This window comes from Achromobacter sp. UBA5777 (assembly GCF_002418565.1).
GTDB lineage: Bacteria > Pseudomonadota > Gammaproteobacteria > Burkholderiales > Burkholderiaceae_B > Achromobacter > Achromobacter animicus.
On the sequence record NZ_DIEJ01000198.1, the window covers coordinates 21,222 to 41,224 of the forward strand.

The following is a 20,003-nucleotide window of genomic DNA, read 5'->3' on the forward strand; positions in this document are numbered from 1 at the left end:
CGGCCGTCAGGCCACCGGCAGCGCCTGTTGCGTGCGCTCGCGCAGGAAATGGCCGTAGGCCAGCGTGATGCCATGCGTCAGAGAGATCTCCGGCCGCCAGCCCAGCGCCTGCACGCGCGACGAATCCATCAGCTTGCGCGGCGTGCCGTCGGGCTTGGAGGTGTCGTAGACGATCTTGCCCTCGTAGCCGATCACGCGCGCCACCAGCCGCGCCAGGTCCGCGATGGAGATGTCCTGGCCGGCGCCGATGTTGTAGATGCCCTCGGCGTCCGGATGCTCCATCAGCATGACGCTGGCCTGCGCCAGGTCGTCCACGTACAGGAACTCGCGCAGCGGCGACCCGGTGCCCCAGATCGTCACGCTTTCCGCGTTGGCCTCGCGGCCCTCGTGGAACTTGCGGATCAGGGCAGGCAGCACGTGGCTGCTGTGCAGGTCGTAGTTGTCGTGCGGGCCGTACAGGTTGGTGGGCATGGCGCAGATGAAGCGCGCGCCGTGCTCCCGCTGATAGGCCTCGCACAGCTTCAGGCCGGCGATCTTGGCGATGGCGTACGGTTCGTTGGTGGACTCCAGCGGACCGGTCAGCAGCGCGTCCTCGCGAATGGGCTGCGGCGCCTCGCGCGGGTAGATGCATGACGAACCCAGAAACAGCAGTTTGCGCACCCCGGCCGCATACGCGGCGCGGATCACGTTGCACTGGATCATCAGGTTCTTGTACAGAAAGTCCACCGGATGCGTCTGGTTGGCCAGAATGCCGCCGACCTTGGCGGCGGCCAGGTACACCACGTCGACCGGCGTGGTCGAAAAGAAGCGGTGCACCTGGTTCTGGTTTTCCAGGTCCAGTTCCGCGCGGCTGCGGGTCAGCACGTTCTCGTAGCCGCGCCGGTGCAGTTCGCGGGTGATCGCCGCGCCCACCATCCCGCGGTGGCCGGCGACGAAAACGCGTTGGTCCAGGTTCGTCATTGCGGGCTACTCCTTGTAGGCGTAGATTTCGTAGCCGTTCTGTTCGACCAGCGCATCGCGCCGCGCGTCCTTCAGGTCCGCCTCGACCATCTCCTTGACGAGCTGCGCGAACGTGGTGCGGGGCGACCAGCCAAGCTTTTCGCGGGCCTTGGTGGGATCGCCCAGCAGGGTCTCCACTTCGGTCGGACGGAAGTAGCGCGGGTCGACGCGAACGATGACCTGGCCGGCCTTGACGTCATGCACCGGCGAGAACAGCACCGTGGCCGTCTCTTCCAGGCCTTCGCCTTCCCATGCCAGCAGGATGCCCAGCTCGCGCGCGGCTGTATTGATGAACTCGCGCACGCTGTACTGCATGCCGGTCGCGATGACGTAGTCTTCGGGCGTGTCCTGCTGCAGCATCAGCCACTGCATTTCGACGTAGTCGCGAGCGTGGCCCCAGTCGCGCAGGGCGGACAGGTTGCCCAGGTACAGGCATTCCTGCAGCCCCAGCACGATGCGCGCCAGGCCGCGGGTGATCTTGCGCGTCACGAACGTTTCGCCGCGCTTGGGCGATTCGTGGTTGAACAGGATGCCGTTGCAGGCGTACATGCCATAGGCTTCGCGGTAGTTCACGCTGATCCAGTAGGCGTAGAGCTTGGCGGCGGCGTAGGGGCTGCGCGGGTAGAAGGGGGTGGTTTCCTTCTGCGGCGTTTCCTGCACCAGGCCGTACAGCTCGGACGTCGACGCCTGGTAGAAGCGCGACTTGTTTTCCAGCTTCAGGATGCGGATGGCTTCCAGCAGGCGCAGGGTGCCCAGGCCGTCGGCGTTGGCCGTGTATTCCGGTTCCTCGAACGAGACGCCCACATGGCTTTGCGCGGCCAGGTTGTAGATCTCGTCGGGCTGCACCGACTGGACGATGCGGATGAGGCTGCACGAGTCCGTCATGTCGCCGTGGTGCAGGACGAAATTGCGGGGCTGGTCGTGCGGGTCCTGGTACAGATGGTCGATCCGCGCGGTGTTGAACAGCGAAGCGCGCCGCTTGATGCCGTGGACCTCATAGCCCTTGGCCAGCAGAAGCTCCGCCAGATAGGCCCCGTCTTGGCCAGTTACGCCGGTAATCAGTGCCCGTTTTGGCATGGTTGTGTCCTTAAGACTTAGTGACTGCACGAAAGGAGCCGATGGCTGCGTTACCAATGTGCAAAGAGATTACTGTTGCACCAGCCGCTGAGATATCGGCCAAAAGGTCTAAGAGTTCAGCCTCTCGGTAGGGAAAAAGGGACTGGATGGATTCGTCCACCACTCCCAATGCGGTAACCGCCAGCATGGCCACCAGCGCCGGGCGCCGGTTGACCGATACGTAGATCAGCCCGGTCAGGAAGGCGTAGGCGGCCAGGTGCAGCCGCTTGTCGCCAAAGGCATCGGACATGTCCGCCGCCAGCCCGGGAAGGTTGCCCACCGTGATGAGCACGATGAAAAAGAGGGCCGCCACGGGCAGGCAGATCTTGGCCATGCCCGGGCGCCAAAAGGGAACCCGCTCCGGAGGAGGCTCTTCGCCGCCGGGCCGCCCCAAGGCGAAGACGGCCCCCTCGGGGGGCAGCAAGCTCGCGGAGCGTGCGCCGCGTGGGGGCTTATCTTCGCCGCCGGGCCGCCCCAAGGCGAAGACGGCCCCCTCGGGGGGCAGCAAGCGCGCGGAGCGTGTGCGGCGTGGGGGCTCCCTAAACACGGCCGTAGATGTCCTGGAAACGCACGATGTCGTCTTCGCCAAGGTAGGCGCCCGACTGCACCTCGATGATTTCCAGCGGAATCTTCCCCGGGTTCTCCAGGCTGTGGATCTCGCCCAGCGGGATGTAGGTCGACTGGTTCTCGGTCAGCAGGTACTGCTTGTCGCCGTTGTAGATGCGCGCCGTACCCGACACCACGATCCAGTGCTCGGCGCGATGGTGGTGCATCTGCGACGACAACCGCGCGCCCGGCTTCACGGTGATGCGCTTGACCTGGTATCGCGGCCCCTGGCCGACCGAGTCGTACGACCCCCACGGCCGCTGGACCTCGCGGTGGTGGTTCAGTTCGCTGCGGTGCTGCGACTTGAAGACCTCGACCAGGCGCTTGACGTCCTGCGAGCGCGACTTGTGCGCCACCAGGACCGCGTCGGCCGTCTCGATGACCACGATGTCGTCCAGGCCCACCGAGGCCACCAGCCGGCTGGTCGAATGGATGAGGCAGTTGCGCGAATCCTCCACCATGACGTCGCCCGTGGTGGAGTTGCCTTCCACCGACTTCTGGGCGATGCCCCATACGGCATCCCACGCACCCACGTCGCTCCAAGAGGCGGCCAGCGGGATGACCACCGCGCTGTCGGTGCGCTCCATGATGGCGTAGTCCATCGAATCGCTGGGGCATGCCTCGAACGCCGGGCCGTCCAGATGGAAGAGACCGTTGTCGCCATGCCCCGTCGCCACGGCCGACTGCGCCTGCGCGAGGATCTTGGGCGCCAGGCGGCCCAGCTCGGCCAGGAAGACCGACGCCTGGAAGGCGAACATGCCGCTGTTCCAGTAGTAACCGCCGTCGTCGATGAAGCGCTGGGCGACCTCGGGCGACGGCTTTTCCACGAACCGGCGCACACGGCGCGCCGGGGCCATGGCGCCGGGCTCGTCCGCCTGGATGTAGCCGTAGCCGCTGAGCGGCGCGGTCGGCTTGATGCCGAACGTCACCAGTGCGCCTTGGCGGGCCGCGTCGTACGCCTGGGCAAACGCCGCGCTGAGCACCTCGCCGTCTTCCAGCACGTGGTCCGACGGCATGATGAGCATGATGGGATCCTCCCCATCCTGCATGGCCCGCAGCGTGGCGGCAGCGATGGCCGGCGCCGTGTTGCGCGCAAACGGCTCCAGAATGACCTCGACGTCCTTGATGCCCAGCTCCTCAGCCTGCTCCGCCGCGATGTAGCGATGCGCCTCATTGCAGACCAGGATGGGCCGCTCCTGCGCGCCCGCCGCGTCCAGCCGCCGCAGGGTGTTCTGCAGAAGGCTGCGGTCATCGGTCAAACGGATGAACTGCTTCGGCAACAGTTCGCGCGACAGCGGCCACAGGCGCGAGCCTGAACCGCCGCAAAGAATCACTGCCCGGTACGGAGGACGGGGGTTGGTCATGGCTCTCACTCCTTGAAGTAGGCCTGGGTGTACGGATGCACGCCGGGATCGGCGGCGATCACTTCCCGCGGCAGCCAGCGATAGCCGCTGTGCTGGGACAGGGGAAGGCTTGCGGTATCCAGCGAAAGCTCGGCCTCATACGCGAGGACGACGTAGTGGGTGGAGCGTCCCGCCTCACCCGCGAAATTGGTGCCGTAGAAGTGTTCGTACACGCCGCGCGGCGTCCACACGAGATCGGGCAACGACAGGCCCAGCTCGTCGTGGACGATGCGGCGCAGCGCGTGGCGCAGCGACTCGTTCTTGCGGATCCGGCCACCCGGCACGAACCACGCGCCCTGGGCGGGCGGATTGGCCCGCAGCCCGGTCAGATAGTTGCCGGCGCCATCGCGCAGCAGGAGATCGATCGACACCAGGGGCAGCATTTCCACGGCCTGGCGGAAGTCCGAGCGGCCAAGCATGCCGCCACGCGGCGCCGGCGCTTCACGCACGGGCCAGCCCAACGGTTCAGTAGACATTGCGGCCCGTCCATCCCGATATCGCGGTGCGCGCGATGATCAGCAGGTCCATCCTGAACGTCCAATGCTGGATGTAATAGATGTCGTGTTCGACGCGGTCGCTCATCTTGCGCAGCGTGTCGGTCTGGCCGCGAAAGCCGTTGACCTGCGCCCAGCCGGTGATGCCGGGTTTGACGCGGTGGCGCATCATGTAGCGCTGCACCAGGTCCTTGTACATTTCGTTGTGCTCCAGCGCGTGCGGGCGCGGGCCCACCACCGACATGTCGCCCATCAGCACGTTCAGGAATTGCGGCAGCTCGTCCAGGCTGGTGCGGCGCAGGAAGCCGCCGATGCGTGTGACGCGGTTGTCGTTGCGCGTGGCCTGGGTGACCACGCCGTGTTCCTGGTGCACGGTCATGGTGCGGAACTTGTAGACGTGGAACACCTTGCCGTCCACGCCTAGACGAGGCTGCGTGAAGAACACCGGGCCGCGTGACGTCAGCTTGATCAGCATGGCCACGGTCAGCATGACGGGCGCCAGGCCGATCAGCGCGCACAGCGCGAAGCTGCGGTCGAAGGCTTCCTTGGCCCAGCCGCGCACGCCGGCGGCGGGCAGGCTGTTCAGCTGAATCGCGGGCAGTCCCAGGAACTCGCCGATGCGATGGCCCAGCAGCTGGATGGACATCACATCGGGAATCCAGCGGATATCCACCAGGTCGTTGCGCAGGTGATAGAGCACTTCGCGCAGCTCCTGGCCGGCTTCCATCGGCAGCACGATCCAGATCTCGCGCACCTTGTTCTCACGAACGAAGTCGGTCAGGTTGTCCAGGTCGTGCAGACGGCGGACCTGCGGCGGCAGGATCTCATGCGGTTCGGCGTAGATGCCCGATATCTGATAGCCGGCCTCGCGGTACTTTTCCACGCGGCGCCACATGTCGTGGCCCAGCGCGCCAAAGCCCACGAGCAGCACCCGCTTCTTGTCCATGCCGCGATCGCGCGCCGCGCCCAGCGCCGCATAGACGGCGATGCGCACGCCGGCCAGCGCCAGCGCCGTCATGCCGAACCAGGTTGCAGCCCATAAGCGGGATATCGCGCCGGTCTGGTGCATGAGAAAACTGACGAAGATGCCCAACGCAAACACGGTGGCCCACGCGGCAAGGCTGCGCACCACCAGATCGGTGAGCAGGCGTCCCCGCCACGACACATACAGGCGGAAGGCCGGGAAGAGCGCGATCACGCCCAGGCCGCACAGATAGATCAGGAACAAATGAATCTGCGGAGGATCCGTGAAAGCATCTTCCGAGAACTTCAAGCCGGTGGCAGTCAGGCCGCAGGTGATGACGATCGCGGCGTCGAGCAAGCGATACAGATAGCTTGCCCCGCTGAACCTTGCCGACGTGTCCGTTTGGGACGGGTCCATCGCGCACTCCTGTTCGGGGAAACGCCTTGCGCAACGCAAAAACTGTGCGGTGCCGCAAAGCATGTGGCTACCGACAAAATCTTATTGAGTGCGCAACTCACCCGAAACCTCCAAACGGTGTAGGAGAAGGCTTAGGGCATCCGTCGAATGTGCGGGCTTAGGAAAAGCGTGTGGAATGTCGCAACCCGTTACGCATCGGGCTCCTTTCCAGGCAACGAAGTCATTCACAGTGGATTCGCCATGACTACATTTTTCGGAACGATGAGCCGAGCCATAGCCGCTATCGCGCTCGTGTCCTCGCTAGGCGCTTGCGCCCTATCACCCGGTATGACGTTCAACGCCAATCAGCTCGCGGATCCGCTGGACCCGAACTCCAAGGCCGTCATCAAACAGATCACGCCGTCCCTCGTTCTTGAAGAACAGCGCGCACGTGAAGCACTGATCGATAACGAAGGCATCGGCCACCTCATCGGCAAGCCGGCTCCCTACCTCATCGGGCCGGGAGACATCCTCTCGATCGTCGTGTGGGATCACCCCGAGCTCGTGCTTCCGACGCAAACCTATGCCATCGGATCAGGGGCAACTGAACTAGCCATCGGGGATACCGCCTCGGGCATTCCGGGCTATACGGTCTCATCCGCTGGATATATCCAGTTTCCGTATACGGGACTGCTGAAAGTGGCGGGGTTGACTGAACTTCAGGCGCGCAATCTCATAGTCAATAGTTCGGGCAAGTACATACAGGACCCGCAGATCACCGTTCGCGTTCTGGGATTCCGCAGCAAGCGCATCTTCGTCGATGGCGAGGTCACCACGCCGGGTACGGTTGCGATCAATGATGTGCCCATGACCCTGTTGGAAGCGCTCAACAGGGCCGGAGGCATCCTGCCAACCGGAGACCGCAGTGCGGTTTATGTGATCCGCGATGGCAAGCGTACTCGCGTGAACCTTCCCGCGCTGATCGAGCGCGGCCAGGACCTGAACCAAGTCATGCTCAAGGCAGGGGACATCGTGAGAGTCACGCCGCGCGAGGATAGCAAGGTGTTCGTGATGGGTGAGGTGTTCATCCCCGGGGCTTCCGTCATGCGTGATGGACGCTTGTCGCTGACCGAGGCATTGGGTCTTGCTGGCGGGCCCAACCAGATCACGGCCGACACCTCGCAGATTTTCGTCGTGCGCGCCACGGAGGAGGCAAAGCCTTTGGTGTATCACCTGAACGCCGCATCGCCGCAGGCGCTGGCGGTGGGCGCCAAGTTTGAATTGCAACCCAAGGATGTCGTGTTCGTGGATTCGGCGGGCCTGGTGCGGTGGAACCGCTTCATCAGCAACCTCTTCCCGAGCGCGCAGACCGTACAGACCGTCAGGTCCATCGATTAGTCCGCCTCAAAACCCCGCCTTTGGGGGCGCCGCAACCGCGGCGGCGCCCTCTCCTGGAGAGCTGCATGTCGTTGCCCATCGAATCGTTCGAGCCGTCAGTACCGGCCCGTCAGCAGGAAACCCCGTTGTCGTCCCACGTGGACGCCATTTTTTCCAACCGCTGGATGATCCTTGCGATCACCATGTTCGCGTTTCTCGGCGCGCTCGCCTATGTGATGGTGACGCCGTCGGTCTATTCGGCTGACATCATCGTGCAGGTGGAGGAGGAGCTGCCGAACGGCCAGGCGCGCAGCCTGCTGGGCGATGTCTCGTCGATGTTCGACACCAAGGCGGAAACGTCGGGCGAAATGGAAGTGCTGCGCTCGCGCATGGTCGTCGGTCCCGCCGTCGACAAGTTCCTGCTCTACATCCATGCGAAGCCGCGCTACTTCCCCGTGGTGGGCGAGTGGCTGGCGCAGCGCTACGAAAGCCTGCCGTATCCGTCCAGCCTGCCGCGCGGGGGGTATGCGTGGGGCGGCGAGTCCATTGCGATCTCGCAACTGGACGTGCCCAACGAGTGGCTGGGCAAGCCGTTCCGGCTGACCACGCTGGGCGAGGGCCGCTACACGCTCAGCGACAAGCTGACCGGCGCCACGTTCACCGGCACGGTGGGCAAGCCCGAGCGTTTCCTGCTGCCGGGTGGCGGCGCCATGGACGTGCATGTCGACGCACTGTCGGGCCGTCCCGGCACCGAGTTCACGGTGTCGCGCAGCTCGCGCCTGGCGGCCATCGAGAATGTGCAATCGCGCATGGGCATCTTTGAGCGCGGCCGCACGTCGGGTGTGATCGGCGTCACGCTGGAGGGCAACGATCCGGCGCTGACCACCGCGGTGCTGAACCAGATCGGCCAGGAATACGTGCAGCAGAACGTGAACCGCAAGTCCGCGCAGGCCGAGAAGTCGCTGGTGTTCCTGGAGCAGCAGCTGCCGCAATTGAAGGCCGAGCTTGACGCGGCGGAAACCAAGTACAACCAGCTGCGCAACAAGCGCGGCACCATCGACCTGAGCGAAGAAGCGAAGCTGATCCTCGGGCAATCGGTCGATGCTCAGACCCGCGTGATGGAACTGCGCCAGAAGCGCCAGGAACTGATCACGCGCTTTGCGCCGACGCACCCGAGCATCGTGGGCATCGACCGTCAGATCGCATCGCTGACGGGCGACGTCAACCGGCTGGGCAACAACATCAAGCAACTGCCGGATCTCGAACAGGACGTGGTGCGCCTGGTGCGCGACGTGCGCGTCAACACCGAGCTCTACACGGCGCTCCTGAACAACACGCAGCAGCTCAAGCTGATCCGCGCCGGCAAGGTGGGCAACGTGCGCATCCTGGATGCCGCCGTGCAGCCTGACAAGCCCGTGCGTCCGAAGGGCGCGATCATCATCGGCGTGGCTACGGCAGCCGGCCTGATCTTCGCCATGCTGTGCGCGTTCGTGCGCAACGCCTTGTTCGGCGGCCTGTCGGAGCCGGAAGACGTCGAGCGCCATACCGGCCTGCCGGTGCTGGCCGCCATTCCGTACAGCGACGTGCAGGACAAGCTGTGGCGCCGCAGCCGGCGCAAGAACGCCACCGTGCCTGCGCTTCTGGCGCAGAGCCAGGGCAACTCGCCACCGATCGAGAGTTTGCGATCCTTCCGCAACGTGCTGCAGGCTTCGCTGCGCCAGTCCGCGAACAACATGGTCATGTTCACCGGTCCGGTGGCGGGTGTGGGCAAATCCTTCCTGTCTGCAAACTTTGCCTTCATCCAGGGCGGCGTCGGCAAGCGCGTGCTGCTGATCGATGCTGACTTCCGCAAGGGCCAGCTCAACCGCTATTTCGGCGTGCCGAAGGAAGATGGTCTGTTCGAAGTGCTGACCGGCACGATCCCGCTCAGCCGCGTCCGCAAGCACAGCGTGTCCGAAGGCGTGGACTTCATCGCCACGGGCGCCGTCACGTTCGATCCGTCGGAGCTGCTGGCCTCGCCGGTGTTCGGCGAGACCCTGCGGGAGCTGGCCACGCAGTACGACATGGTGATTCTGGACACGGCGCCCGTGCTGTCGTCGCCGGATGCCGCCGTGGTCGGTACGCATGCCGCGGCAGTCATGGTGGTGGTGCGGTCGGGCATGAATACGGTCGGCGAGATCCGCGAAACGGCCAAGCGCCTGATCCAGGCGGGCGCGCCGGTCGATGGCGTGGTCTTCAACGGTCTCAAGCTGCTGCCGGAACGTTTCGGATTCCGGTCCAAGTACGGTGGTTATCGCTACTCCCGTGCGGCGTACTACGGTGATTTCAAACAAAACGGTCCCAAGTGAACGCCACACGGAGAAACTGGCATGCACGGAACTTTTGGCTGGGACACGCCGCAAATTCTGGATGCGGTTTTCAAGGCCTATGACATACGGGGAACGGTCCCGGACGAGTTGGATGCCAGGTTTGCCCACAGCCTCGGGATGGCGGTGGGCGCCAAAGCGCACGCACAGGGGGTGCGATCGATCGTGGTGGGACGCGACGGCAGGCTGAGCAGCGTCGAGCTGTCCGCGGCGCTGCAAGCCGGGCTGCGCTCGGCCGGCATGCACGTGATCGACATCGGCATGGCAACCACGCCCATGGTGTACTTCACGGCCCGGTTGATGGACACCGGGACCGGCATCGCGGTGACGGGCAGCCACAACCCGCCCACGCACAACGGCTTCAAGATCGTGATGGAGGGCGGCTCGCTGTACGGCGACGGCCTGACCGCGCTGCGCGACGCGATGCGCCAGCCGATCGACTCTGCGCCCACGCCCGGCGGCCGCACCCAGATGCAGATTACGCCCTGCTACGCGGCGCGTCTCGTGGGCGACATCCGCATGGCGCGGCCCATGAAGATCGCCATCGACTGCGGCAGCGGGGTTGCGGGTGCGGTGGCGCCGGCGCTCTTCCGGGCGCTGGGCTGCGAGGTGACGGAACTGTTCTGCGAGGTGGATGGTTCCTTCCCGGGGCATCACCCCGATCCGGCCGATCCCCACAATCTGCAGGACCTTATCTACTGCCTGCGCTATTCGGACTGCGAGGTCGGACTGGCGTTCGACGGCGACGGCGACCGGCTGGGCGTCGTCACAAAATCGGGACAGATCATCTGGCCGGACCGTCAGCTGATCCTGTTCGCCCGCGACGTGCTGGCGCGCAACCCGGGCGCCGAGATCATCTACGACGTCAAATGCAGCCGCCATGTGGCCCGCGCCATCACCGAGGCGGGCGGCAAGGCGACCATGTGGAAGACAGGGCATTCCCTTATCAAAGCCAAGATGCGCGAGTCGGGAGCGCTACTTGCTGGGGAGATGAGCGGCCACATTTTCTTCAAGGAGCGCTGGTACGGCTTTGACGACGGCATCTACGCCGCCGCCCGCCTGCTGGAGATCCTCTCGTCGGCGCCGGACCCCTCGGCTTTGCTGGAAAGCTTGCCCCAGTCCTGCGCCACCCCCGAATTGAAACTGGAGACCACGGAAGGCGTCGAGCTGGTGCAGGCGCTGCGCGATCAAGGGGAATTCCCCGGCGCAGTGTCCATCAACGAGCTCGACGGGATCCGTGTGGACTACGCGGATGGCTTCGGCCTTGCGCGACCGTCCAACACCACACCGACGGTGGTACTCCGGTTCGAAGGAGACAACGTGGCCGCGCTGGCTCGTATCGAGGAGGACTTTCGCAAGGCGTTCAGGCGCATTGCACCTCACATTCGTTTACCGTTCTAAGGAGCATCACGCGATGGGAAAGGCTCAACAGGCGATTGAGGCGTTAAGGGCAGACTCCGGACTGGCAAACAGCCCGGAGTGGGTGGCTTTCGCGCAGGCTGCGCAAAACGCTGAACTGGACGCCAGTGCGCTCAAGGTGATCGAAGCGGCAGGATTGTGCGTGGACTTGACCATGCAACGCCAGTCGGCGTCGCTGGACGGCGCGGGACAGGCGCTGCTGCAGGCGCGCGGACTGGAAGAGGCGCGCCGCGCGCTGTTTTCCGGGGAACCGGTCAACTGGACTGAAAACCGGGCGGCATGGCATACCGCGCTGCGCGCCGGGCGCACCCGCGAGCAGCCGGAAGGGCAGGACGCGGATTCCGTCTGCGAGTATTCGCGCATGACCGACTTCGTGCGGCGCGTGGACCAGACGGCGGACTTCTCCACCGTCCTGCACATCGGCATCGGCGGCAGCGACTGGGGTCCGCGCCTGGCTGTGCAGGCATTCGGCGGACCGCAGCAGCGCCGGCAGATCCGCTTCGTGTCCAACATTTGCGGCCACGCCTTCCATGACGCCGTGGCCGGGCTGGACCCGCGCCGCACGCTGGTCGTCATTTCTTCCAAATCCTTCACCACGTCGGAAACGCTGCACAACGCTCGCGCCGCCATCGCCTGGCTCAAGCAGGGCGGCGTGGCCGACGTGTCCGACCATCTGGCGGCCGTGACCGCCAATGCGCCGGCCGCGCGCGCACTGGGCGTGCCGTCCAGCCAGGTCTTCAAGATGTGCGACTGGGTGGGCGGACGCTATTCCGTCTGGTCGGTGGCCGGCCTGTCGATCGCGCTGACGGTGGGCTTGGACGTGCTGATCGGGATGCGCGCGGGTGCGGAAGCCATGGACCAGCATTTCCTGCAGACGCCGTTTGCGTCCAACGCGCCGGTGCAACTGGCGCTGGCCGGCCTGGTCAATTGCAGCGTGCTGGGATTCAACTCGCTGAATGTGGCGGCCTATAGCGGGCGCCTGCTGCACCTGGTGACCTATCTGCAGCAGCTCGAAATGGAATCGCTGGGTAAGCGGGTCGCTGGCGACGGCGCCGCGGTCGGCGTGCCGACGGCGCCCATCATCTGGGGCATGCCGGGCACGGACGGCCAGCACACCTTCTTCCAGTGGCTGCATCAAAGCGAGGAAGGCGCGCCGGTGGACTTCATCGCCAGCCTGCAAGGGCACGCGGACAGCCCCGATGCGCATCGCATGCTGCTGGCCAACTGCCTGGCGCAGCGCCAGGCGCTGATGCGCGGCAAGAGCCTGGAGCAGGCGCTGCTGGACGTCGCTCACATCGACAACCAGGAGCGTGCGCTGTCGTTGGCGCAGCACATGGTGCATCCGGGCGGACGGCCGTCGACGCTGATCGTGCTGCGTCAGCTCGATCCGCGCGGTCTGGGCGCGCTTCTGGCCCTGTACGAGCACAAGGTGTTCGTGCAGAGCGTGGTCTGGGGCATCAACCCCTTCGACCAATACGGCGTGGAACTGGGCAAGCGGCTGGCCAGCGGCATCGAGCGCGAACTGGCGGTGCCGGTGTCGGCGGGCGTGGTCGACTGGGGGCATGACGCTTCCACGTCGTACTGGATCGACCGCTACCGCAGCCATGCGCAGGCCCCGCGTCCCCGCCATGCGTGGGTGCCGGGCATGACGGCCCACCTCTGACGGAGCATGGACATGCCGGACACGCAAGTGTTGGTGACGGGCGGCGCCGGCTACATCGGTACGCATACGCTGGTGGCGATGATCGCCGCCGGCCTGCGGCCGATCGTGCTGGACAACCTCAGCAACGGCAGCCGAGAGGCTGTTCGCCGGGTTGAACAGCTTTGCGGTGCGCCGATACCGCTGATCGAAGGCGATATCCGCTCCCGCGGCCTGGTCGCGGCCGTGCTGGCGGATGCGGCGGCGCGGGGCTCGCCCGTGCAGTCCGTGCTGCATCTGGCCGGCTGCAAGGCCGTGGGTGAATCGGTGGCTGACCCGCTCAAGTACTACGACAACAACGTGCAGGGGTCGCTTGTCCTGTTGCGCGCCATGCGCGAGACGGGCGTGTCGCGGCTGGTCTTCAGTTCGTCGGCAACGGTGTATGGCGAGCCGCAGTATCTGCCGTTTACCGAGGCCCATCCGCTGGCGCCGGCCAATCCGTACGGCCGCACCAAGCTGATGGTCGAGGAGATGCTGCGGGACGTGTGCGTGGCGGATCCCGCATTCAGCGCCGTCACGCTGCGCTACTTCAATCCGATCGGTGCGCATCCCAGCGGACTGATCGGAGAGAGTCCGCGCGACCTGCCCAACAACCTTTTTCCGTTCATCACGCAGGTGGCGGTGGGGCGCCAACCGTTTCTGCGGGTCTTCGGCGACGACTACGACACGCCGGACGGCACCGGCGTGCGCGACTATCTGCACGTCATGGATCTGGCGCGCGGCCACGTGCAGGCGCTGACCTATGCGGACAGCCATCCCGGCTTCGTGGCGGTCAACCTGGGCACGGGGCAGGGCACCAGCGTCATGGAACTGGTGCGCGCGTTCGAACGGGTCAACGGCTGCAAGATCCCGCTGCGCATCCTGCCGCGGCGCGCGGGCGACGTCGAGCGCATGTGGGCCAACCCCGATCTGGCGGCAACGCTGCTGGGCTGGCGCAGCACGCACGATGTGGAAGCCATGTGCGCGGACGGCTGGCGCTGGCAGCAGGGCAACCCGCAAGGGTATGAGATGGAGCCGGGGTTGGTCCCGGTCTCGGAATCGGCCGCGGCATAACCCCAACGCCGTGTCGGAGGACTTCCGGCGCATGCGCCGGAGCGGTTACAGTTGACGGAATTATTGCGAAGCAGCATTCCCCGGCGCATTGCGCGGGGGGCTTCGCATCGTCAGCGAGGCAAACCCATGTTCGTTATCCATCCTTCTGCCGCACGCGCCGGCTCCCTGTCCGGAGTCCGGCAATGAGCGGCCCCAGCTATTTCCCCACGGCGCACTGGAACCTGGACGGCATCGTGTCCGGACTGCGCGAGGCGCGCGTTGCGTGGCGCGGTCCGCGCGGTCGCCTGCGCGACGACGCCGGCCTGCGCGAGTTCCCTTCGCAGGAAAGCCTGCGCCAAATCATCAAGGATCTCTGCGGCGCCTTGTTCCCCATGCGCCTGGGGCCCATCGATTTGCGCGAAGAGGTCGAAGACTTCTATGTCGGCCACACCATCGGCGCCGCGCTCGATGCGCTCTTGCATCAGGTCTGTCTGGAACTGCAATACGAAGGCCGGCATGATCCGGCCCAGCAGGCGGATACGCAGCAGCGCGCCACCGAGATCGTGCGCCGTTTCGGCGCCGAGCTGCCGGCCGTGCGCGCCGCGCTCGATCTGGACGTGATGGCGGCCTACCAGGGCGACCCGGCGGCGCACAACGTGGACGAGGTTCTGCTGTGCTATCCGGGTGTCGCGGCCATGATCCATCACCGCCTCGCCAACGTGCTGTACCGGCTGGGCGTGCCGATGCTGGCGCGCATCGTGGCCGAGATCGCCCATGCCGACACCGGCATCGACATTCACCCGGGCGCGACCATCGGCCGCAGCTTTTTCATTGACCACGGCACGGGCGTCGTGATCGGCGAAACGGCCATCATCGGCGACCGCGTGCGGCTCTACCAGATGGTCACGCTGGGCGCCAAGCGCTTCCCGCCCGGCGAAAACGGTGAACTCAAGAAGGGCTTGGCGCGCCATCCCCTGATCGAGGACGATGTCGTGATCTACGCCGGCGCCACGATCCTGGGTCGCGTCACCATCGGCAGGGGCTCGACCATCGGCGGCAACGTCTGGCTCACGCGCAGCGTGCCGCCCGGCAGCAACGTGACGCAGGCCAGCCTGGTGAGCGACATGCCCGATTGCGGGCTGGGCGGTTGAACGCTGCGGGCTACGGGGCGTGATCGCCGCACAGTGGCGGGACGAAAGGAGCGAGGATTGGATACTGCACTTCCGGAGCTGGCCGCGCTGCGCGGCTTTGTCGACCGCCATCCGCGGCTCTTCGTCCTGACCGGGGCCGGGGTCAGCACCGATTCCGGCATCCCCGACTACCGCGACACCGAAGGCGAATGGAAACGCCAGCCGCCCATGACGCTGCAAACGTTCATGGGCGCCGAGCTTTCGCGGGCGCGATACTGGGCGCGCAGCATGGTGGGCTGGCGCCGCTTTGGGCACGTCAAGCCGAACGCGTCCCATCTTGCGCTGGCGCGCCTGCAGGATCGCGGTCACGTCGCCATTCTGGTGACGCAGAACGTGGACGGCCTGCACGAGGCCGCGGGCAGCCGCGACGTCGTGGACTTGCACGGACGGCTGGATGCGGTGCGGTGCATGAACTGCGACTGGCGCGGCGGGCGCCACGACTGGCAGGAAAAACTTCACACGCTGAATCCGGATTGGGTGCAGCTTGAAGCCACCGACGCGCCTGACGGCGACGCGGATCTGGATGGCTACGATTTTTCGCGGTTCACGGTACCGCCGTGTCCGCGCTGCGGCGGCATCGTCAAGCCCGACGTGGTCTTCTTCGGCGAGACCGTGCCGCGCGAGCGCGTGGAGCGGGCCAATGCCGGCCTTGAGAGCGCCGACGCCGTGCTGGTGGTGGGCTCGTCCCTGATGGTGTATTCCGGCTATCGCTTCGTGACGGCAGCCTCGCGAGCCGGCCTACCCATCGCCGCCATCAACCTGGGACGCACCCGCGCAGACAGCCTGTTGACCCTGAAAGTGGAACAACCCATCGGGCTGGCGCTGGAAGCGCTTTAGAAAGAAGCGGGGTCGGCCGGTTTTTGACCGGTCTAAGCAAGTGCTTGCCCGGCAACGATTTTTTCGGCCGGTTACAGACCTTTCCATAGGGTTGTCCACAGGAACTGGGGATAACTCCTAGGGATAACCCCAGTTTTTTGGGGTGGTCCCGGCCGCTGTTGTCAAGTCTCAATGCCTTCCGATGCGTCCCCCAGCAGCGCCTTGCGCGCCGCGTGCCAGCTTCCCGCGTCGGGCGCGTAGAGCAAGCCACCCGTGCGATGCGTGGGCTTGTAGGGTGAGCCGTCGAAATGCGCCGCATACCCGCCGGCTTCCCGATGCAGCAACCAGCCGGCAGCGTGATCCCACGCCGTCAACTGGTTGTACAGCGCCACATGGCAATGGCCGGCGGCGATCATGCGGTATTCATGCGCGGCGCAGCGCAGCGAGGCCGTGCTGCCCAGGCGCGACAGGTTGCTGTTGACGGTCGTGCGCAGCGGCTCGGGCAGGGCGCCGGTGGAAATCAGGCCGTCCATGTCCTCGGGGGGCGCGGGGCTGGCGACGGATAGCGGCAGCCGCTTGCCGTTTTCGAATTCGAGCCAGGCGCCTTCGCCGCGCACGGCCAGCGCGCTGTCGCGGCTGACCGGGTCGTAGATCACGCCGGCAATCACGTCGCCGCGATGGCAGGCCGCGATCATCATGCCGAACAGCGGCAGACCCGCGACGTAATTGCGCGTGCCGTCGATGGGATCGATCAGAAAGGCGAGGTCGGCGTCGACCAGCATGTTCAAGAGGGCGGGATTGCGCGCAGAGGCTTCCTCGCCGATCAGCACGGCGCCCGGATGCAGCTTGGACAGGCGCGCGGCGATGAGGCGTTCGGCGGCTTCGTCGGCGTCGGTGACCAGATCGCGCGGCGAGGTCTTGCCGCGAACGGCCCCTTCCGGCAGGTTGCGAAACCGGGGCATGACCTCGGTCTGCGCGGTTTCCGCCAGGATGGCCGCCAGCTTGCGGGTGTCCTCAAGGGTGAAAGTTCTGCTCATACGGACTCGTCCAGGGAACGCGCAAATCTAACATGCCTGGATGGTATCCGAGTGAACGTGGCGCATACATCGGCCACGCGGACGACAGGCGCGCGCGGCAGGACGCCGCGCGCGCCGGACTTCATGCGCCGAGGTCGACGCAGAGGTACTTGATCTCCAGGTACTCTTCGATGCCGTACTTGGAGCCTTCGCGGCCCAGGCCGGATTGCTTGACGCCGCCGAACGGGCCGACTTCGTTGGAGATGAGGCCGGTGTTGATGCCGACGATGCCGTATTCCAGCGCTTCGGACACGCGCCAGATGCGGGCGTAGTCGCGCGTGAAGAAGTAGGCGGCCAGGCCGAAGATGGTGTCGTTGGCCATGCCGATGACTTCGTCTTCGGATTCAAAGCGGAACAGCGGCGCGACGGGGCCGAAGGTTTCCTCGCTGGCAAAGCGCATCGATTGCGTCACGTCGCGCACGACGGTCGGTTCGAAGAACGTGCCGCCCTTCGCGTGGGGCTTGCCCCCGGCAATGACCTTGGCGCCGTTGGCCGTCGCGTCGGCGATGTGCTCCTGCACCTTTTCAATGGCGTTCTTGTCGATCAGCGGACCTTGCGTCACGCCGTCTTCAAAGCCGTCGCCGACCTTCATGGCGTTGACCTTGTCGACCAGGCGCTTGGCCACTTCCTCGTACACGCCGGCCTGCACGTAGATGCGGTTGGCGCACACGCAGGTCTGGCCGGCGTTGCGGTACTTCGAAGCCAGGATGCCGTCGACCGCGCGGTCCAGGTCGGCGTCGTCGAACACGATGAAGGGCGCGTTGCCGCCCAGTTCGAGCGACAGCTTCTTGATGGTGGGCGCGCATTGCTCCATCAGCGTGCGGCCGACTTCGGTGGAACCGGTGAAGCTCAGCTTGCGCACCACGTCGCTTTCGCACAGGGCCGCGCCGATGTCGCGCGAGCTGCCCGTGATGACGTGGAACACGCCTGCCGGCACGCCGGCTTCTTCGGCCAGCACGGCCAGCGCCAGCGCGGTCAGCGGCGTCTGCTGGGCGGGCTTGACGACCATGGTGCAGCCGGCGGCCAGCGCGGGGCCGACCTTGCGGGTGATCATGGCGGCGGGGAAGTTCCACGGCGTGATCGCAGCGGTGACGCCGATGGGCTGCTTGAGCGCCAGCAGGCGTTGGCCGGCCTTGGGGCTTTGCAGGATGTCGCCGTCGATGCGCTTGGCTTCTTCGGCGAACCATTCCAGGAACGACGCGGCGTAGGCGATTTCGCCCGCGGCTTCGGTGACCGGCTTGCCCTGTTCGGACGTCATGATGGCGGCCAGGTCTTTCTGGTGCTGCATCATCAACTGCGCCCACTTCAGCAGGATCGCGGCGCGTTCCTTGCCCGTCTTGGCGGCCCACGCGGGCAGCGCGGCCTGGGCGCTGGCGATGGCCTGTTCGGTTTCCTTGCGGCCCAGCTTGGGCACCGACACGATGGTCTTGCCGGTGGACGGATTGTCGACGGGGATCGATGCGCCTTCGCCGGCGCCGACCCACTTGCCGTCGATGTAGCAGGCGTCGCGCAGCAGGTCGGGACGGGCGAGGGGATGGGACAGTGCTGTCATGTTGGAAGTCTCCTTGATGGGTGCGGCGGGCCAAGCGATTGCGGGCGTGGCGGGGGGGGGGGGGTTTTTTTTAAACCCCCCCCCCCCCCACCACCGGCACGGCGGGCCTAGCGGGGGGGCCGCGCCGCCCCCCGCCCAAGTGAAATGGGTGGGGGGGGGGGGGGGGGGGGGTTCCCCCCCCCCCNNCAAGCCCCCTGCCTGCTACGCCCGCAATCGTTGTTCCCAGCCGAATAACCGGTTATTCAGGGCCTTTGCCTCAAGCGGCAAGCGCCTCGGACAGGATGTCCAGCGCGCGTGCGAACTGGGCGTCGGGAATGGTCAAGGGATACAGGAAGCGCAGGACGTTTCCGTATACACCGCAGCTTAGCAAAATCAGGCCGGCGTCGAGCGCGCGCTGCTGCACGCGCTTGACCGCTTCGGCGTCGGGCTTGCCGGCCGCGTCGTTCAGTTCCAGCGCGACCATCGAGCCCAGGCCGCGTACGTCGGCGATCCCCGGCACCTTGGCGCGCAGGCCTTCCAGATGCGCGCGCAGCTTCTCGCCCAGTTGGGCGGCGCGTTCGCACAGCTTTTCTTCAGCGATGACGTCCAGCACCGCATGCGCTGCGGCCACCGCCAGCGGATTGCCGGCGTACGTGCCGCCCAGGCCGCCCGCGGCAGGGCCGTCCATGACGTCGGCGCGGCCGACGATGNNTCGTCGGCGATCAGCAGGATGCCGTGCTCGTCGCAAACCTTGCGCAGCGCGGTCATCAGTTCGGGCGGCGTGATGTTGAAGCCGCCTTCACCTTGCACCGGCTCGATGATGATGGCCGCGACGCGCTTCGGATCGATGTCGACCTTGAACAGCAGGTCCAGCGCCTTGAGCGAATCGGCCACGCTGATGGACTGCGTGGCGTTGGGGAACGGCACGTGATAGATATCGCCCGGCATGGGGCCGAACGACAGCTTGTAGGGAGCGACCTTGCCGGTCAGCGCCATGCCCAGCATCGTGCGGCCATGGAAAGAACCGGAGAAGGCGATGACGCCCGAGCGGCCGGTGGACGAACGCGCGATCTTCACGGCGTTCTCGACGGCTTCAACGCCGGTCGTGAAGAAGGCGGTCTTCTTCAGGCCGTCGATGGGGGCGAGACGGTTGATGCGCTCGGCCAGCGAGATGTAGCCTTCGTACGGCACGATCTGATAAGCCGTGTGCGTGAAGTTGTCCAGTTGCGCGGCGACCGCGGCCTTGACCTTCGGGTGCAGGTGGCCCGTGTTCAGGACGGCGATGCCGCCTGCGAAGTCGATGTATTCCTTGCCTTCGGCATCCCACAGCGTGGCGTTTTCCGCGCGCACGGCGTAGAAGTCGCACATGACGCCGACGCCGCGCGGCGTGGCCAGGGAACGGCGGGTATTCAGATCCTGATTCTTCATCTCGGTCTCGATGAGAGTGATGGGCGGTAAAGCACTTATTTAATGCTACGATGGCCCCACTTGTGGGAACCACTTTGATAAATCAGGTAGA

Annotated in this window: 15 protein-coding genes and 1 pseudogene; 7 read left to right on the forward strand and 9 right to left on the reverse strand. The window is 65.8% G+C overall.

Annotated features, from left to right (window positions below; genetic code table 11):
• Nucleotides 1–6: 6 nt before the first annotated feature.
• From B3446_RS16490 to B3446_RS16515, 6 genes are all read right to left on the reverse strand, one after another.
• A complete protein-coding gene (locus B3446_RS16490; RefSeq protein ID WP_105239707.1) occupies nt 7–960 on the reverse strand; it encodes a GDP-L-fucose synthase family protein in 954 nt (317 codons plus the stop codon).
• A 6-nt stretch (nt 961–966) separates the two neighbouring features.
• Nucleotides 967–2,076, reverse strand: a complete 1,110-nt coding sequence (gene gmd, locus B3446_RS16495; protein WP_175126163.1) for a GDP-mannose 4,6-dehydratase — start codon at nt 2,074–2,076, stop codon at nt 967–969.
• A gap of 10 nt (nt 2,077–2,086) precedes the next feature.
• The gene (locus B3446_RS16500; protein ID WP_175138037.1) at nt 2,087–2,449 is read right to left on the reverse strand and encodes a VanZ family protein; all 363 of its coding nucleotides are present in this window, start codon (nt 2,447–2,449) and stop codon (nt 2,087–2,089) included.
• A 205-nt stretch (nt 2,450–2,654) separates the two neighbouring features.
• Complete coding sequence (locus tag B3446_RS16505) at nt 2,655–4,085, reverse strand: mannose-1-phosphate guanylyltransferase/mannose-6-phosphate isomerase (RefSeq protein WP_191575814.1); 1,431 nt, start codon at nt 4,083–4,085, stop codon at nt 2,655–2,657.
• A 5-nt stretch (nt 4,086–4,090) separates the two neighbouring features.
• Nucleotides 4,091–4,543: a GDP-mannose mannosyl hydrolase gene (locus B3446_RS16510; protein ID WP_191575894.1), complete on the reverse strand. Its 453-nt coding sequence runs from the start codon at nt 4,541–4,543 to the stop codon at nt 4,091–4,093.
• Between the two features lie 46 nt (nt 4,544–4,589).
• A complete protein-coding gene (locus B3446_RS16515) occupies nt 4,590–5,999 on the reverse strand; it encodes an undecaprenyl-phosphate glucose phosphotransferase (RefSeq protein ID WP_175183995.1) in 1,410 nt (469 codons plus the stop codon).
• A gap of 240 nt (nt 6,000–6,239) precedes the next feature.
• On the opposite strand from B3446_RS16515, the gene B3446_RS16520 reads away from it, so the two are divergent.
• The 7 genes from B3446_RS16520 (at nt 6,240) to B3446_RS16550 (ending at nt 15,898) form a co-directional block, all read left to right on the forward strand.
• Entirely contained in the window at nt 6,240–7,376 is a 1,137-nt protein-coding gene (locus tag B3446_RS16520; RefSeq protein WP_175126159.1) for a polysaccharide biosynthesis/export family protein, read from the forward strand.
• 65 nt (nt 7,377–7,441) lie between these two features.
• Nucleotides 7,442–9,703 (forward strand): GNVR domain-containing protein, encoded by a 2,262-nt coding sequence (locus B3446_RS16525; RefSeq protein WP_291383446.1) that lies wholly within the window; start codon nt 7,442–7,444, stop codon nt 9,701–9,703.
• A gap of 21 nt (nt 9,704–9,724) precedes the next feature.
• Complete coding sequence (locus B3446_RS16530) at nt 9,725–11,122, forward strand: phosphomannomutase/phosphoglucomutase (RefSeq protein WP_175126157.1); 1,398 nt, start codon at nt 9,725–9,727, stop codon at nt 11,120–11,122.
• A 13-nt stretch (nt 11,123–11,135) separates the two neighbouring features.
• The gene (pgi, locus tag B3446_RS16535) at nt 11,136–12,803 is read left to right on the forward strand and encodes a glucose-6-phosphate isomerase (RefSeq protein WP_313492430.1); all 1,668 of its coding nucleotides are present in this window, start codon (nt 11,136–11,138) and stop codon (nt 12,801–12,803) included.
• A gap of 12 nt (nt 12,804–12,815) precedes the next feature.
• Nucleotides 12,816–13,892 (forward strand): UDP-glucose 4-epimerase GalE, encoded by a 1,077-nt coding sequence (gene galE / locus B3446_RS16540; protein WP_191575810.1) that lies wholly within the window; start codon nt 12,816–12,818, stop codon nt 13,890–13,892.
• Nucleotides 13,893–14,074: 182 nt separating this feature from the next.
• A complete protein-coding gene (gene epsC, locus B3446_RS16545; protein WP_291383451.1) occupies nt 14,075–15,022 on the forward strand; it encodes a serine O-acetyltransferase EpsC in 948 nt (315 codons plus the stop codon).
• A 57-nt stretch (nt 15,023–15,079) separates the two neighbouring features.
• Nucleotides 15,080–15,898 carry an NAD-dependent protein deacetylase gene (locus tag B3446_RS16550; protein WP_291383453.1) on the forward strand — a complete coding sequence of 273 codons (819 nt, stop codon included), beginning with the start codon at nt 15,080–15,082 and terminating at the stop codon, nt 15,896–15,898.
• Between the two features lie 161 nt (nt 15,899–16,059).
• Here B3446_RS16550 and B3446_RS16555 read toward each other — a convergent pair whose 3' ends face one another.
• The 3 genes and pseudogenes from B3446_RS16555 to B3446_RS16565 form a co-directional block, all read right to left on the reverse strand.
• Nucleotides 16,060–16,914 carry an inositol monophosphatase family protein gene (locus tag B3446_RS16555; protein ID WP_191575807.1) on the reverse strand — a complete coding sequence of 285 codons (855 nt, stop codon included), beginning with the start codon at nt 16,912–16,914 and terminating at the stop codon, nt 16,060–16,062.
• 121 nt (nt 16,915–17,035) lie between these two features.
• Entirely contained in the window at nt 17,036–18,505 is a 1,470-nt protein-coding gene (locus B3446_RS16560) for an NAD-dependent succinate-semialdehyde dehydrogenase (protein WP_191575806.1), read from the reverse strand.
• Between the two features lie 256 nt (nt 18,506–18,761).
• A pseudogene (locus B3446_RS16565) lies at nt 18,762–19,912 on the reverse strand (aminotransferase class III-fold pyridoxal phosphate-dependent enzyme).
• Between the last annotated feature and the right edge of the window lie 91 nt (nt 19,913–20,003).

Coding starts and splice junctions, on each gene's coding strand:
- B3446_RS16520 (WP_175126159.1), top strand. CDS start 6,240: ATGACTACATTTTTCGGAACGATGAGCCGAGCCATAGCCGCTATCGCG.
- B3446_RS16515 (WP_175183995.1), bottom strand. CDS start 5,999: ATGGACCCGTCCCAAACGGACACGTCGGCAAGGTTCAGCGGGGCAAGC.
- B3446_RS16530 (WP_175126157.1), top strand. CDS start 9,725: ATGCACGGAACTTTTGGCTGGGACACGCCGCAAATTCTGGATGCGGTT.
- B3446_RS16510 (WP_191575894.1), bottom strand. CDS start 4,543: ATGCTTGGCCGCTCGGACTTCCGCCAGGCCGTGGAAATGCTGCCCCTG.
- B3446_RS16505 (WP_191575814.1), bottom strand. CDS start 4,085: ATGACCAACCCCCGTCCTCCGTACCGGGCAGTGATTCTTTGCGGCGGT.
- epsC (WP_291383451.1), top strand. CDS start 14,075: ATGAGCGGCCCCAGCTATTTCCCCACGGCGCACTGGAACCTGGACGGC.
- gmd (WP_175126163.1), bottom strand. CDS start 2,076: ATGCCAAAACGGGCACTGATTACCGGCGTAACTGGCCAAGACGGGGCC.
- pgi (WP_313492430.1), top strand. CDS start 11,136: ATGGGAAAGGCTCAACAGGCGATTGAGGCGTTAAGGGCAGACTCCGGA.
- B3446_RS16525 (WP_291383446.1), top strand. CDS start 7,442: ATGTCGTTGCCCATCGAATCGTTCGAGCCGTCAGTACCGGCCCGTCAG.
- B3446_RS16555 (WP_191575807.1), bottom strand. CDS start 16,914: ATGAGCAGAACTTTCACCCTTGAGGACACCCGCAAGCTGGCGGCCATC.
- B3446_RS16490 (WP_105239707.1), bottom strand. CDS start 960: ATGACGAACCTGGACCAACGCGTTTTCGTCGCCGGCCACCGCGGGATG.
- B3446_RS16560 (WP_191575806.1), bottom strand. CDS start 18,505: ATGACAGCACTGTCCCATCCCCTCGCCCGTCCCGACCTGCTGCGCGAC.
- B3446_RS16500 (WP_175138037.1), bottom strand. CDS start 2,449: ATGGCCAAGATCTGCCTGCCCGTGGCGGCCCTCTTTTTCATCGTGCTC.
- galE (WP_191575810.1), top strand. CDS start 12,816: ATGCCGGACACGCAAGTGTTGGTGACGGGCGGCGCCGGCTACATCGGT.